Annotated in this window: 14 protein-coding genes; 4 read left to right on the top strand and 10 right to left on the bottom strand. The window is 58.0% G+C overall.

The genetic code is table 11. The features are described from left to right. Nucleotides 1-174: 174 nt before the first annotated feature. From PLANPX_RS20890 to PLANPX_RS20880, 3 genes are all read right to left on the bottom strand, one after another. Nucleotides 175-1,101 carry a DUF1559 domain-containing protein gene (locus PLANPX_RS20890; RefSeq protein WP_198421782.1) on the bottom strand — a complete coding sequence of 309 codons (927 nt, stop codon included), beginning with the start codon at nt 1,099-1,101 and terminating at the stop codon, nt 175-177. 30 nt (nt 1,102-1,131) lie between these two features. Continuing rightward, a complete protein-coding gene (locus PLANPX_RS20885) occupies nt 1,132-2,421 on the bottom strand; it encodes a PQQ-dependent sugar dehydrogenase (RefSeq protein WP_420844057.1) in 1,290 nt (429 codons plus the stop codon). Between the two features lie 74 nt (nt 2,422-2,495). Continuing rightward, nucleotides 2,496-4,595, bottom strand: a complete 2,100-nt coding sequence (locus PLANPX_RS20880; protein ID WP_152100600.1) for a catalase — start codon at nt 4,593-4,595, stop codon at nt 2,496-2,498. A gap of 577 nt (nt 4,596-5,172) precedes the next feature. Here PLANPX_RS20880 and PLANPX_RS20875 point away from each other — a divergent pair. Together PLANPX_RS20875 and PLANPX_RS27700 are read left to right on the top strand one after the other, a co-directional pair. Beyond that, entirely contained in the window at nt 5,173-6,873 is a 1,701-nt protein-coding gene (locus PLANPX_RS20875) for an FAD/NAD(P)-binding protein (RefSeq protein WP_152100599.1), read from the top strand. A 301-nt stretch (nt 6,874-7,174) separates the two neighbouring features. After that, entirely contained in the window at nt 7,175-7,423 is a 249-nt protein-coding gene (locus PLANPX_RS27700; RefSeq protein ID WP_194175110.1) for a hypothetical protein, read from the top strand. An 83-nt stretch (nt 7,424-7,506) separates the two neighbouring features. On the opposite strand, the gene PLANPX_RS20865 is transcribed toward PLANPX_RS27700, so the two are convergent. Further along, nucleotides 7,507-7,731, bottom strand: a complete 225-nt coding sequence (locus tag PLANPX_RS20865; RefSeq protein ID WP_152100597.1) for a hypothetical protein — start codon at nt 7,729-7,731, stop codon at nt 7,507-7,509. 194 nt (nt 7,732-7,925) lie between these two features. Continuing rightward, on the bottom strand, nt 7,926-8,228 hold the full coding sequence (locus tag PLANPX_RS20860; RefSeq protein ID WP_152100596.1) for a hypothetical protein: 303 nt from the start codon (nt 8,226-8,228) through the stop codon (nt 7,926-7,928). A gap of 188 nt (nt 8,229-8,416) precedes the next feature. Here PLANPX_RS20860 and PLANPX_RS20855 point away from each other — a divergent pair, with 188 nt between their 5' ends. Together PLANPX_RS20855 and PLANPX_RS20850 are read left to right on the top strand one after the other, a co-directional pair. Further along, on the top strand, nt 8,417-8,611 hold the full coding sequence (locus tag PLANPX_RS20855; protein WP_152100595.1) for a hypothetical protein: 195 nt from the start codon (nt 8,417-8,419) through the stop codon (nt 8,609-8,611). A gap of 97 nt (nt 8,612-8,708) precedes the next feature. Next, nucleotides 8,709-8,939: a hypothetical protein gene (locus tag PLANPX_RS20850; RefSeq protein WP_152100594.1), complete on the top strand. Its 231-nt coding sequence runs from the start codon at nt 8,709-8,711 to the stop codon at nt 8,937-8,939. A 61-nt stretch (nt 8,940-9,000) separates the two neighbouring features. Here the strand turns inward: PLANPX_RS20850 and PLANPX_RS20845 are convergent, their stop codons facing one another. The 5 genes from PLANPX_RS20845 to PLANPX_RS20825 form a co-directional block, all read right to left on the bottom strand. Beyond that, on the bottom strand, nt 9,001-10,278 hold the full coding sequence (locus PLANPX_RS20845; protein WP_152100593.1) for an MFS transporter: 1,278 nt from the start codon (nt 10,276-10,278) through the stop codon (nt 9,001-9,003). Between the two features lie 15 nt (nt 10,279-10,293). Next, entirely contained in the window at nt 10,294-10,635 is a 342-nt protein-coding gene (locus PLANPX_RS20840) for a DMT family protein (protein ID WP_152100592.1), read from the bottom strand. A gap of 57 nt (nt 10,636-10,692) precedes the next feature. Beyond that, a complete protein-coding gene (locus PLANPX_RS20835) occupies nt 10,693-12,153 on the bottom strand; it encodes an ATP-binding protein (protein WP_152100591.1) in 1,461 nt (486 codons plus the stop codon). Continuing rightward, nucleotides 12,107-12,760 carry a response regulator transcription factor gene (locus tag PLANPX_RS20830; RefSeq protein ID WP_152100590.1) on the bottom strand — a complete coding sequence of 218 codons (654 nt, stop codon included), beginning with the start codon at nt 12,758-12,760 and terminating at the stop codon, nt 12,107-12,109. Before PLANPX_RS20830 ends, PLANPX_RS20835 begins: the two co-directional genes overlap by 47 nt. Before the next feature lie 98 nt (nt 12,761-12,858). Beyond that, entirely contained in the window at nt 12,859-13,665 is an 807-nt protein-coding gene (locus PLANPX_RS20825) for an OB-fold nucleic acid binding domain-containing protein (RefSeq protein WP_152100589.1), read from the bottom strand. Nucleotides 13,666-13,805: the final 140 nt, after the last annotated feature.

Genomic DNA, 13,805 nt, shown 5'->3' with positions numbered 1-13,805 from the left:
CGGTTTCGCGTTGGCTTGATCTTGCTAGCACGGGGGATAGTATACTTGCGTACACGTTACCGTCAAAGCTGATTCACGCAAAGATCAATTATTCCGGAAAGCAGCGGACCGCAATGCGAAGGCTGTGATCAAGCCTGAATGAATTTGCAACGATCGAATCGCAGTGAACCAGCGTCAATCATCCGATCGAGTGGCGAGCGATGTCCACGCGATGTGTGCGATTTCGTCAATCACTTTCGTCGAACCATCGGCCATCAAGACGCCTACACCCGCAGGATGAAAGCTCCTCGCGCTCATTCGGCCTGATTGCTGAGTCATGTTCATGCAATCTGTAGTCGGTTCGTTAGGGGACAGCGCGTGGTTGTAGAGAGTATTGCCGTAATTGCCGACAATCCACTTGCCGCCGCGATTCCGATTCCAAGCGGTGTTGGTCTCCGCTGAACAAGCCTCGCTCGTCGGCGGTGTTGCAGCCGCGAGTTCTAAAACGTCGCGCTGCCTATCGACGGCGCCTTGCTCTTCGCCTCCGGCTCCCAAGAGCCGCTCGCTGAATGCAGCCGTATGAGATAGTCCATCCGTGACGTCTTTATTCGCGATTCGTCTAACGAGGACGAAGATTCCATCGGCCGTCGTTAAACTTCTCACATCGATTCCGGACCCGGTGCAGCCCGCATAATTTGTGGGTCCAAATTCGGATAGCACGCTATCATCAAGCGAGTCGTCGGGGCACAAAAGTATCGGTATCAGTCTGCTCGCCGCTGCAGCGTTCGACGCAGCGGCGTAGGTTGCCGTAGGCGTGTTAAAGGGGGCTGGAGCGTCGTCGAAATCGATCGCCGCGGCTACTGCCGCCTGTTCTAGATATGGCAATAGATAGGCGTGCGGAGAGAAGATTCGCGGCGTTGGCGCGCCACGACCGGCCCGGAAACGATTGTGCGCGGCATGGTGCTGATGAAGCGCCACACCTAGCTGACGCAAGTTGCTCAGACACTGCGTTTGACGGGCTGCGGCTCGAGCTGCCTGAATTCCCGGGAGCAACAGCGAGACAAGCACTCCCAGCCCGGCGATGACGACTAGAAGTTCCACCAATGTGAAGGCGCGACGCATCGTCGATTCCTGTTCAAGCCGCATGCGGGGTCACTTCACACTAACTCGCCAGATGACGTTCCCCGGTTCATCAGCAACGAGTAGCGCTCCGTCCTTCGCCACGGCGACGCCCACCGGCCGTCCATAGACTTCCGTATCGTTCGCGATGAAACCTGTGAGGAAGTTTTCGGGCGGGCCTACCGCCTTCCCCCCCGCGAACGGCACAAAAGCGACGCGGTAACCAACGAATTTCGACCGGTTCCATGAGCCGCGTTGGCCAATGAATGCGCCGCCCTCATAGTGCTCGGGGAACACTTGCTGATCATAGAAGGCAAGTCCAAGCGACGCCGTGTGCGAGCCTAGGTCAACGTCCGGAACAATCGTCTTCTTGACGAGGTCAGGGCGCTCGCCCTTTAAGCGTGGGTCTTCGTTCGAACCGTAGTAAGCATATGGCCAACCGTAGAACCCTCCCTCTTCAACGTGAGTGATGTAGTCAGGAACTAAGTCGTCCCCAAGTTCGTCACGCTCATTCACAGCGGTCCACAGTTGGCCGCTCGCCGGCTGCCAAGCCATTCCAACAGGATTGCGAAGACCAGCGGTGTAAACTCGCAAATCGGTGCCATCCAAATTCATCTGCAGGATGTTCGCACGTAGCAGTTCTTCCGCTGTTCCATGCTCGGCCACGTTGCTCGCCGATCCGACTGAAACGTAGAGCTTGTCGCCCTGCGCGTCTGTAACGAGATTCCTCGTCCAGTGGTTGTTGTAGCCGCCGGCCGGCAGGTCGACGATCTTCGTGCCGGCTGTGGTGATCTCTGTCTGCCCCACCTTGAAGGGGTAAGCCATGACGGCGTTGGTATTCGCCACAAACAGCGTCTCGTTGACGAGAGCCATCCCAAGCGGCTGCTCAAGATCCTTCAGGAGAATGTAACGCTCGTCGGACGCACCATCGCCGTTCGCATCGCGCAAGAGCGTGATCTGGTTCGGCGAGTCGCCAGTGACCGTGTGCGACTTCTTCATGCCCTCAGCCATCTTTTCCTTCTTCGCTTTCTCCTGGCTCGATTCGTCTTCAGCCGGTTCGGGCTTGGGCATCGTGCGTGATTGCGCCACAATTACATCGCCGTTGGGAAGCACGTAGAGCCAGCGCGGATTCTCGATTTTTGAGGCTAATGCTGTAACTTTGAAACCTTCAGGAGCGACTGGTGACTTGCCCTTCGCCCAGCCAATGACCTTAGGATGATGGATCACTGATTTCGTCGCGTACGGGGCGGCAAGCTTATGGAAAGCTTCTCGCGGTGCTTCGGCATTCCCAATTGAAACAGACAGGATTGCTGTAAAGAACATTGTCGGAGGGGCAGAGAATCTGAATGACATTGTTGGCACCGCCTGCGGATGAAATCGAACTCGGATGCGAAGGGCTAGCGAACTTTGGGTTCCCGCTCCCAGATGCGATGGCGTTTCGCCGCCTCAATGAAGTCGGTGACCTTACCGTTCTTGAGCTCAACCAACCCGTCATCGGCGTTCCGGTCGATGTGGGCCGCGTCGAATAGAGGTACAGCTTCGTCGACATACCCCACAATCTTCAGATGGGCGAACGCCATGCGAAGCCAATCGACTGCGGCAGCAAACTTGACGAGCCCCTTCACTCCATCCGCCGATGGGGCGAGGCAGACTGCATCAAAGACTGCAGAGGGCGCCCCGGCGAGGAATTGATCGGCATCTCGATGCACGCCTTCACTGTCGGTGATACCGCCGATCTTAGGGGCGACGAGTTCGACCTTTGCTTTCTCAGCCTTCGTTTTGCGAATGAGCGCATCGATCAACCGAGCTTCGCTGCCGTCCGTGACGAGCAGGCCAATCTTCTTGCCCGCGATTGTCTGCGGCGGGTCTCGATACTGGCTCAAGGCCGGTGACGGTTTAACCTTGAAGTTCGTCGGCACGGCTGGGTCGATTTTGTCGGCCTGCCCCGGCATGCCGAGCTTGTCAGCGACCGACTTTGCGAGCTCGGGGTCAACGTGTTCCAGGCGGCCCAACATGCGTGTGCGAACTTTTACTTCTTTGCACTTACCGAGTTCAAACGCAAAGGCCGCGACAATGTGCCGCTGCTCTGTCTCGGTCATCGATTTGTAGAAGAGATGAGCCTGAGTATAGTGATCCGCGAAGCTCTCGGGGCGTTGACGAAGCTTCGTCCCTTCTGTTGGAACGGCGAATGACTCGAACCCAGCGGCGCCGGCCTCCCGCGGAGCGGCCATGTCGAGTGAATTCGGTTCGTAGCTTGTACGCGACGGATCGACGCGCATCCGCATGTGGCCGTCGCGCTGCATATTCTGCCACGGGCATTTCGCGGCGTTGATGGGGATCTCCTGGAAGTTGGCGCTTCCAAGCCGGGAGAGCTGTGTGTCGAGGTAGGAGAAGAGTCGACCTTGGAGTAGCGGGTCTTCGCTCAGATCGATGCCTGGAACGAGGTTGGCCGGGCAAAACGCTACTTGCTCGGTTTCGGCGAAGAAGTTGTCTGGCATGCGGTTGAGCACCATCTTGCCCAGCGGTCGCAGCGGAACGATCTCCTCGGGAATCAATTTCGTAGGGTCGAGCACGTCAAAGTCGAACTTCGCCGCTTGCTTCTCGTCGAAGGCCTGCACAGAGAGTTCCCATTCGGGGAAATCGCCGCCTTGGATTGCGTCCCACAGGTCGCGACGGTGAAAATCGGCGTCCGCTCCCGCGATGGCAACTGCCTCGTCCCAGATGAGCGAGAAGGTTCCCAGCTTCGGGCGCCAGTGAAACTTAACGAGCGTTGCCTTACCCTTGGCGTTGATGAGGCGGAACGTATGGACTCCGAACCCCTCCATCATTCGCAGCGAACGCGGGATCGCTCGGTCACTCATCGCCCACATCAGCATGTGCGTGCTTTCAGGGGTCAGAGAAACAAAGTCCCAGAACGTATCGTGTGCCGACGCTGCTTGGGGAAACGCGCGATCTGGCTCGGGCTTCACCGCGTGGATCAGGTCCGGGAATTTAATTGCGTCTTGAATGAAGAAGACGGGAATGTTGTTTCCCACCAAGTCGTAGTTGCCCTGCGAGGTATAAAACTTCACTGCGAATCCACGCACGTCGCGGGGCGTATCAACCGACCCTTCGCTGCCGGCGACGGTTGAGAAGCGGCAGAAAACCGGAGTCTTTACTTTTGAGTCGCAGAGGAACGCCGCCTTCGTGAGTTCGTCATTCCCCTCATATGCTTGGAAGTAACCGTGCGCGCCGTAGCCGCGTGCATGGACGACGCGTTCGGGGATCCGCTCGTGGTCGAAATGGGTGATCTTCTCGCGGAGATGGAAGTCTTCGAGCAGCGTCGGGCCGCGATCGCCCGCTTTGAGGGAGTTTTGGTCGTCGGCGATTGGCAACCCCTGATTGGTCGTGAGCCAGTGGGCGGGGTCGCTGGTCTGCTGATGGAGTTCACCGCCGTTGCCAATCAATTCGTTAACTTCCGCGGCCGCCGGCTTGGCGGTATTGCTTGCTTTAGCCATTGAGATTTCCATCGAATGACGAGTTGAAACTTCAGGCCCCGCTGTCTGCGCGGCCCATAGTGTATGTGACCGTGGATCAGTAAAAAAGCTTCTGCGATACCAAGCTGCCGGATCTAGCACCGCCTGAATCCGATTCGAGGAGCATCGCGTTTCGACGTCCGTAGGACGAACGGTGGTGCTTCAATGTCTTCCGCGCTGCTTGCAGCCAGACCATTCGCTGAACGAGGGCAGAAAACTTCCATCCAGTGAATCTGAGGCGTAAACCGCTTCTCCGCTGAGTTTGCGGGTCGGCAACCCGATCCAAGTCCTGAGTCGTTGCAATTGCCGTTCCCGGCGCAATTTCTGCGTTGGCGAGCCTGTGATTCTTCGCCCCATACCCGCGAGCAGGCAGCGCCATGCGAAAGCCCTTGCCACTCGAGATTTGCTCCTGTGGAGCCGCGTTCTACGGCGGTTACTGAGCGATTGAGCGATCTCGTCAGTATTATTGCTTAGCCGGAAAAGGCGTGGTCACGATTTGGGTCGCGAGAGGTTCGGGTGATACGATTAAGGCCTCGGCAGCAAGTGAGAATTAGCAAACATGACAGCGCCTTTGCGGCTTGGAATCGTCGGCGGCGGACCCAGCGCCCTCTTCCTGTACCAGGCCTTACTCGACCGAGCGTCCCCGCAGGTCACCGTCGAGATTTTCGAATCTGGTTCGCAGCTCGGCGCTGGCATGCCCTACAGCCCCAAGGGAGCGGGACCGGAACATGTCACCAACGTCTCCGGCAATGAGATTCCCCCGCTTCCCCAGTCGCTCGTCGATTGGCTGAAGGAGGCTCCTAGCGAACTGCTAGACCGCTTCGATGTAGATCGTAAGCACGTCCATGAATTCAAAGTCATTCACCGACTGTTATTCGGCGAGTATCTCTCGCAACAGTTTGAGATCCTGCATGAGCGCAGGGGGGCAATCGGAACGCCCGCGACGGTGCATTCCGAGACGCCCATCACCGGAATCGACTACGATCTCAAGAGTGGTGAGATCGTCCTCTCGACAGCAATTATCGATCGGCATTTCGACGTGGTGGTGCTATGCACAGGCCATCACTGGCCGTCGCAGCACGAAGGCGCCACTCCAAATTATTTCGATTCCCCATATCCTCCGCGAAAGCTCGATGGCCTGCGCAACCACTCGGTCGCCATCCGCGGCGCTTCGCTGACAGCGATCGACGCGATCCGGACGCTTGCCAGGAATCACGGGACGTTCATTACCGACCGCGGCCGAACGGTGGCTTATCAGGCGAATGCCAACGCGCCTCAATTCAAAATGGTGATGCATTCTCGTGAGGGATTTTTGCCGGGGATTCGCTTCCACCTGGAAGACCCGCGTCTCAAGCAGCACGATGGCCTCACCCCTGACCAACTTGAATCTCACCGCCGCAATAACGACGGGTTCATCTCTCTCGACTTTGTCTTCGAAGCCGATTTCAAAGAGTCCTTTCGCGAACTCGATCCTTCGTTCTACAAGCTTGTCCGGGCGCTCTCGCTCGAAAAGTTCGTCGAGCTCATGACCCACGAGCGCGACCGGTGCGACCCCTTCGAGTTCTTTAGATGTGAGTACGACGAGGCTCTCAGCTCGATTCGCGACGAGCAGTCGATCCATTGGAAAGAGAAGCTAGCGACGGCGAGCTTTACCCTGAGCCGCGTGGCCAAGTATTTCTCAGCCGAGGACATGTTACGTTTCAAGAAAACGTTGACGCCGCTTATCTCCGTAGTGATCGCGTTCACTCCGCAATGCTCTTGCGAGGAGCTTCTTGCGTTCCACGCCGCGGGACGCCTGGAGCTTGTTAACGTCGCCGAGGAAAGTCGCGTTGAACCAAATTCCGCAGGGGGCGTGGACTACTATTACGGCGCCGACGCAAAGCCGGTGCGGTTCGAGACCTTTATCGACGGAGTCGGGCAACAGCCTCTCTCATTCGAGCAGTTTCCCTTCGCAAGCCTACGGCACGCCGGCGTCGTCAGCCCTGCGACGGTGCGATTCCAGTCATTGGCCGAAGCCGCTAAATTCAGCGCGTCGCATCCCAAAGAGGTAGTGAAGGTGAACGGTGAACCTCAGCTACTCCTGCCCGGCGTGGCGATCACCGACAACTTCGAGGCCGTCAATCGAGAGGGAACTGCGAATTCCCGCCTCTACGTCATGGCCGTCCCGCTAATCGCCGGCCATCATCCCGACTACTCCAGCCTCGACTTCTGCGAGGAAGCCGCCAAGCGAATTGTTTCCAATATCTACTCATCGGTCTAACGTTGCATTGCTTCGTTTTTGGCAGGCGATGCGCGCTACACCGAGCCTTCGAGGCGTGGCAACTTATGGAGATCTCTTCGCACTGCGCTCTGACGGTCGACGGTTGACATGGAAACCCAAATCAAGCCGTAACCTGCAAACCTCATTCATCGCAGCGTTAGATTTCAGAGATACGTTGTTCATGACGAGTGCGCATACAACGGCCCCGGCCTGCTAGTTCCTCTCTCCAAGAACCAGCTTCGACACGGGGCTCGTTTATTACGGGGACTTTTTGCTAGCCTTGCGTTTCGTGGCTTTCCGCTTGGCAGCTGTCTTCGTCGGCAACTTTTTCTTAGCTGATTTCTTCGCAGCCTTCTTCTTGACGGGCTTCGTTTTCACCGACTTTTTCGCGGTAGCTGCGCCGCCTTTGCGTCCGCTTTTCTTAGCTGACTCGTTGGTGTCGGGTTTGCCCCTCCCCGACCCACTCAAGTTGCCGCCGCCGCTGTCTTTGTTGACCGTCGCCCAAGCTTTTCGCTTCGCGGTCTTCTCTGAGTCGCCGCGATCTTCGTAGCTTTCGGCGATGTGCTCCGCTTTGCGTTTCTGCTTGTCCGTGTACTTGGACTTGTCCCCGCGTGGCATTGCGTCTCCCCCCAACTATTCCATGTGTTCAAGCGTGTGATGAATGGCGATGCAGTGGCGAGCCCATTGCCGCAGCGAATCCTCGGACGGCTGCCGCTTCGGGCAAACGTCGCCGCGATCGCATGCTGAGCAATACCATTCGCCAGCGAAGTCGCCGCTCGCCTGCTGCTGAATAAGGATGTCGTACTTCATGCCTTCGAGCTCGAAGGCTTCCCGCCTCTGACTGTCGGTCGTGGTCATTGTTGCTGGCTTCGATTGTAGGTTCGCTCTCCGAATTTCCTTCGTCGTGTACCGGTAGCCCGAACGTTGCTGCCTCTTGCGTATTCCTGATGAGGTCGACGGCGTTGGATTGCGGAAAAGTCATAATCAAAAATCTGGCGGCGACCTGCCGTCCCAGCCAGAGACTCAGCAGGCCACCGCTCAGGCTTGGCGTCTTAACAGTGCCGCATGTGGGGAGCGAGCAACGCAGCAAAATGCTCTGTCACTTCCACCAGCAATTCCGCACGGCAATCAGAGTCATTCACCGTGAGTTGAACGCGGCTCCCGCACTCGCCAACCGAGAACTGGTAACCGTCGCACTCAAACCGCAGCCAAGTGCCTTCGAGGTTCGTGTCGAATTCAGTGATTTCCGCGCGACCAAGACGCTCCGCGTGTTGGCAAATCTGCAGCCATGAGTGCGTGTAGGGCAGTTCGGCGAAAGTTCGCGGAACCGAGTAAGTAGCAACCGCTGCGTTCATGGGTGTCCCGGCTTTCTGGTTATCGACTAGCGCTCCCGCCTCGCGCCGCGGGCAGCAACGCCGCAGGCGGAAGGCTAGTCGTTTGCTTGTTGGTGGTCGCTCAATGCGAACGGTGTGCCAGTTGACTCGCGCGGCTATAATCATCGGCCGCCTTCGACGCCCACAAGGGACGTAAGGAACGATGTGCAATGTCACGGCCCGAACTCAGCGAGGACGAATTCGCCATGCTCAATTGGCTACGCGAGTTCAACAGCTTCGCGACCGTTGAAGATGAAGCGGTCCGCAGCCTTCTAGCGAAATCGCTGCTGGTTCTCGAAAACTCAGCGGCGGTCGTTTCGCAGGCTGGCGTTGAGTGGCTAGATAGCCACCCGTTCTTTTGGTAGCCGCTGGCACGCTCGCCGGAGAATTGTCTTATCAATCGCCCTGAAACTGTTACACTAGCCGGCAGGATTCTTGCCGGTTAGCCACTAGGGTGTGTTCATGGGGTCATCCGTCACCAGCGAAGCTAGAGCGGAACCGCACGTCATCGAAGTCGATGGGCGATCAATCGAGTGCGCGAGCTTGTCCGAAGCGCTCGCACTGAAGATGGCCGAGCACATCGCGAAGGCGGGATTCGCCACGCCTGACGACAGGGTGAGCTTGGCGCGCGTGATCCAGGTCGCCCGAAAGCATGGTTTTGACGCAATCGTCGTCGCAATCGAAAAGCTATAGAACCGCCACTATCCCAGCAACGCGTCGACGACGCTCATTCTCACTACCAATAATTCCTTCTTCAATTGGGATCCCTAAGCTGCGGTGCGGAGCGGCGGTCCGACAGTGGTCCCGCCTGATTACTCACCGCGAAATGGAACCACGCGAGTCCAGCGGCGGAGACGATGGCTAGCGAGTTAAACGCCGCATTGTAGCCGAATGACTCAGCGATAAGGCCGGCCGCAACGTTGCTGGCAGCGGCCCCCATCCCGGCGACGAGCGCCATCGACGCCAGCGCCGAATTGAACCGCCCCGTTCCCTTCGCTAAATCTGCCACCATCAAAACTCCGACGACGCCGTAGATGCCAGCGCCGATTCCATCGAGCAGCTGCACGGCGATGAGGAACGCGGAGTTCGAGGAGTAGGTGTAGAGCAAACCTCGAATCGGCAGAACGGCGAAGGCAACGACGAACACCGCCTTCGGGCTCCATCTATTCGCGCCCCACGCGGCGGCCAAGGCAACAGGAACCATCACGATCTGAGCGACGATAATGCACGCGGACATTAGCGCTGCGGCTGAATCAGCTTGGCCGATCGACACCTTTTGCCCAACCAACGGGAGCATCGCTGCGTTGGCGAAGTGAAAAAGGAACATCGCCGCTAGAAAGCAAAGCAGCTGCCCGCTCCTTAGAAACGAGAAACCTTCAGCCGGCTGCGAACTTGCTGATTCGCGAGCCCGCTCGTGATCGATCTCGTTTTCGCGAATCAGCATGGCGGAGATGCCGCTCGCCATCGCCATTCCAGCGACGAGGTAGAAGATCGCCGCATATCCAAGGTAGGTTCCAAGAATGCCAGCGAGGATGGCCGCAGCAACGTTGCCTCCGTGGTTGAATGCCTCGTTGCGACCCTTCCGGCGGGTAAAACTTTTTCGCCCCACAAGTCCGAGACTAATCCCAGCGACAGCCGGAGGAAGTACCGCCGCCGCCGCACCGATGAGCGTTTGAGCGACGACAATTACCGGTAACTGCGGGAAGTTGATCATTGCTACGCAGCACGTGGCGACGACGCCCGCAGCGACCGTTACTGCGAGGCGCTTGCGTCGCGTCGCATCGATGAACGCTCCGGCGGGCAACTGTGCGAGCAGTGTTCCGATCACCACTGCCGCCATCGCAATTCCCACGTCAGACGGGGGCCAACGGCGCATTGTCGTGAGATAGATCGCCAGATACGGCCCCAGACCATCCTGGACGTCCGCGAGAAAAAACGTCAGCGCATCGAGTGCGAAACGACTCTGCCGAGTGACGGCAACCGAGTTCGCGCCGCCCGGCACGCTGGCGGAGCTGTCTATCGAGATCGTCATCAGTCTTTAATCCGCTCAGCCTCGGAAAACGAAGTAGACGGCTCCGCACAAGCACAGGCCAGCCCATGCGTAATCGAGCTTGATCGGCTCTTTCATGTAGAACAAAGCGAAAGGGACGAACACGGACAGCGTAATGACTTCTTGCAGTATTTTGAGTTGCCCCACGCTCATCGTCGTGTGACCGATGCGGTTGGCTGGAACCTGAAATAGGTATTCGAATAGCGCCACTCCCCAGCTAACGATGGCCGCGACGTACCACGCCTTGTTATTCATTGACTTGAGGTGTCCATACCACGCAAACGTCATGAAGACGTTTGAGATGACGAGTAAGGCGACCGTTTGAAGTGCGACTGGCATACCGGTGGGTATCTCGTATGAGTTCTTGGGGACCGCTCACGCAGTGCGGCTGATCGATCAAGCCGACGTCTCACTGATGTCCGAGTCGAGCGTGCGAAGCGGAAATTCGACTGCGAACGTGGTTCCCCGATCGGGAGCTGAGGAGAAGTCGACTGAGCCGGAGTGCAGCGACACGATTTCCGCGACGATGCTCAAGCCGAGGCCGGCGCCCTCACCGAGTTGGCGCGATCGGGACTTGTCGGCTTGGTAAAATCTTTCGAATAGACGCGACTGATCTTCTACGGGAATACCGTTTCCAACGTCCGCCACTGTTAGAAAAGCGAGTCCACGGCGAGAGTAAACGGATACGAACACACTCGAATGAGCAGGACTGTGATCGATTGCATTGGTAACGAGATTTGCGATGACCTGCGAGAGTTGCGCCGCGTCGCCCTGGATTGGAGTCGGCTGTAACTGCGACTCGACCTGCACGTTGCGCTTGCCCGCGAGCGGTGCAAGCATATCCAACGTCGAACGGGCTATCTCTGATAAATCACAGGCCTCATGCGGAGAGGCCAGCCGCCCAGCGTCAGCGCGAGCTAGTAGCAGCAAGTCATCAACTAACCGCTTCATTCGGCGTGCAGCGCGTAGGCAAGCCGCTAGAGCCTCGGCGTACTCTTCGCTCGATCGATTTCTCGATAGTGTATGGTCCGCTTGCGTCAGGATAACTGTGACGGGCGTGCGAAGCTCATGCGATGCATCGGCGGTAAATCGCACTTGCTGCTCGAACGACGACTGCAGGCGTCCCAGCATGCGATTGAACACCTCCGCAAGACGCTGGATTTCAGCGGACGCCACCGGTGGTTCTAGGCGTCGATCGAGCCGAGTGGCCGAGATCTGCTCCGCAGCCGCGGTCAACTGTTCGATTGGCCGCACGATGCGATTTGCGAGCCGCCAAGCGGCGATTGCTCCGATCGTAAGCACGACGCCGCCTGCAGCTAGGAGGTAGCGAACGAGCCCTCGCAATCGATCGCCCTCTTTCGCCAGGGGCCGGCCGACTAAGATCTCAGATCCTTCCGGGCCTCGAATGATCACTTCCAGCTCTTCCCCGTGCACACGAGTCGCGAAGGGACGAGGACCATCGATCGGCGGCGATTCATCCGGCCGTGAGACATGCGGCGGGAGGGGATCGCTGGCAGCCAAGACATCGCCCTGAGCGTTCCAAACTGCAAAGTAGGCGTGGTCGCGCGGAGCGGGACCGAACCGGTGACGATACGTGCGGTCAATCACCGTTGTTCCTGAGGTCCCGCTGCTATCTTTAGCGATCAACTGGGCGGCTCCCAACAGATCGGACTCGGCTTCGTTGTAGATAGCCCTTCGCATTAGCAGATAGGTCGCTGTGCCGAAGCCCAATACCGTCAAGAGCAACAGCGAAAGATACGCGATCAGTAAGTGTGTTCGGAGTGAGCGGCGCGACCACGCCCCAGATGACTCATTCGGGGATGACATAGCCTTGCCCCCGTCTGGTGTGAATAACATCCCGACCTAGTTTCTTCCGCAGGTTTGAGACGTGAACGTCAAGCAAGTTCGATAGGCTATCGTCTGTCTCGTCAAATAAGTGACCGTAGAGTTCGGTTCGACTAACGACGCGTCCGCGATGCATAGACAGGTACTCAAGCAGCGCAAATTCTCGGGCCGTCAAGTCGAGGCTCTCTTCGCCTCGTGACGCCAATCGGCTGCGAAGGTCGAGAGTGATGTCGCCGATGTAATGCGTCGTCGATCGCTGGCCGGCCGCACGACGAACTAGCGCTCGCACGCGGGCGATGAGTTCGAGCCTTTCAAAAGGTTTTGTCAGATAGTCGTCACCGCCGAGGTCGAGTCCGTTCACCCGATCAATCAACCCGTCACGGGCCGAGAGGATCAGTATGGGCGTCGCTTTAGTACGCCGGAGCTGATCGATGAAACTCCAACCGTCTCGTTTGGGAAGCATCAGGTCAAGCACAATCGCGTCGTATTCCCAAGCCTGAGCCTTGTGCAGCCCTTCTTCTCCGTCGGCAGCGATGTCAACCGCATACTCTGCTTCGAGAAGGATTTCAGCCACGAGGCGTCTCAAGTCCGGATCATCTTCAACTACCAGCAATCGCATTGTCGCCTCAACGTGCTGGCGCCTCCCGCCGCGTCAGGGCGGGAGACGACCAGCTGTTCACTGACAGTACTATTCGCAGCCTCATTGTACTCGCACGATTAGCGAGCCGGCCCGGCTTGAAGCAAGCGACGTATCTCGCGCAGCTCATCAAGTATTTCTTGCTGCACTCGACCGCTCTCAGGGCCTGCATGGCCGTGCGGACCACTGTGCGGCGGCGGAAGCGGCCGGTCACGCGGTTCACTCCGCTCCAGCGACTTTCCTGACTCGGTCGCCGTGATGCGGTCAGCATGCAGGTGGACGTCGCCATCCGGCGTCTCGTGACGGCGACCCCGGACTTCGACTTTGGTGCCCACTGTAGCTAGGGCGGCTAACGCTGCGCTTTGGTGAGGAGGGAACTTGACCACAGTCCCGTCTTCAAGCGTGAAGCCGTCGACGTCGTGGTGCGGATTGACTGAAAGTTCGCTCACGGCGCCTGCAGCGTTCATAGGAGGTTGCTCCCTGGGGCTATGGGGCGCTGGCCCTCGTAGCGGAACAACGTCAATCGAGAAGCCTTCGAATGCGATGTTTTCGGCTTCGAAGATTCGCTCGCCCCGCGGACGCTTTGCTTCATGACCGCGAATGGCGATTTCGTCTCCCATCTTTACCGTTTCAGTCACTTCAGCCCCGATGTGAGGCGGGAAGTGAATGAGCTCGCCGTTTTCCAGTCGAACTCCGTCGACGTCGCCACGGTCATTTTCGATGAACTCGGCTATGACTCCCGATATCTTGGTTTCATCACCGCGGCTCCCGGACGATGTAGAACTAGCAGGAAGCTCAGCCGATGCGCGCCATGCTAAGGTCGAAATGGTGATGGCGATCCCCGCGGCGCCAATTCCTACACATTGATTCCAGTAACGGCTCGTCACGATTTGGCTCCTCAATAGCTAGCTGGCCAGTCCCACGAATGTTGATGGAAAGTATCCGACCAACTGACAAGATGAGTATCCGGTAGGGAACCTTAAGCTGAGATGAAGCACTGGTCGCGCACGCACTTTGGCGAGCTAGC

It is taken from the genome of Lacipirellula parvula, from assembly GCF_009177095.1.
Classification (GTDB): Bacteria; Planctomycetota; Planctomycetia; order Pirellulales; family Lacipirellulaceae; genus Lacipirellula; species Lacipirellula parvula.
This window is presented reverse-complemented; position numbering and strand designations above follow the sequence as displayed.

Excerpts from the sequence above, each read along its gene's own strand:
- PLANPX_RS20880 (WP_152100600.1), bottom strand. The coding sequence starts at position 4,595 with ATGGCTAAAGCAAGCAATACCGCCAAGCCGGCGGCCGCGGAAGTTAAC.
- PLANPX_RS20865 (WP_152100597.1), bottom strand. The coding sequence starts at position 7,731 with ATGACCACGACCGACAGTCAGAGGCGGGAAGCCTTCGAGCTCGAAGGC.
- PLANPX_RS20845 (WP_152100593.1), bottom strand. The coding sequence starts at position 10,278 with ATGACGATCTCGATAGACAGCTCCGCCAGCGTGCCGGGCGGCGCGAAC.
- PLANPX_RS20830 (WP_152100590.1), bottom strand. The coding sequence starts at position 12,760 with ATGCGATTGCTGGTAGTTGAAGATGATCCGGACTTGAGACGCCTCGTG.
- PLANPX_RS20850 (WP_152100594.1), top strand. The coding sequence starts at position 8,709 with ATGGGGTCATCCGTCACCAGCGAAGCTAGAGCGGAACCGCACGTCATC.
- PLANPX_RS20890 (WP_198421782.1), bottom strand. The coding sequence starts at position 1,101 with ATGCGTCGCGCCTTCACATTGGTGGAACTTCTAGTCGTCATCGCCGGG.
- PLANPX_RS20835 (WP_152100591.1), bottom strand. The coding sequence starts at position 12,153 with ATGTTATTCACACCAGACGGGGGCAAGGCTATGTCATCCCCGAATGAG.
- PLANPX_RS20855 (WP_152100595.1), top strand. The coding sequence starts at position 8,417 with ATGTCACGGCCCGAACTCAGCGAGGACGAATTCGCCATGCTCAATTGG.
- PLANPX_RS20840 (WP_152100592.1), bottom strand. The coding sequence starts at position 10,635 with ATGCCAGTCGCACTTCAAACGGTCGCCTTACTCGTCATCTCAAACGTC.
- PLANPX_RS20885 (WP_420844057.1), bottom strand. The coding sequence starts at position 2,421 with ATGTTCTTTACAGCAATCCTGTCTGTTTCAATTGGGAATGCCGAAGCA.
- PLANPX_RS20860 (WP_152100596.1), bottom strand. The coding sequence starts at position 8,228 with ATGAACGCAGCGGTTGCTACTTACTCGGTTCCGCGAACTTTCGCCGAA.
- PLANPX_RS20875 (WP_152100599.1), top strand. The coding sequence starts at position 5,173 with ATGACAGCGCCTTTGCGGCTTGGAATCGTCGGCGGCGGACCCAGCGCC.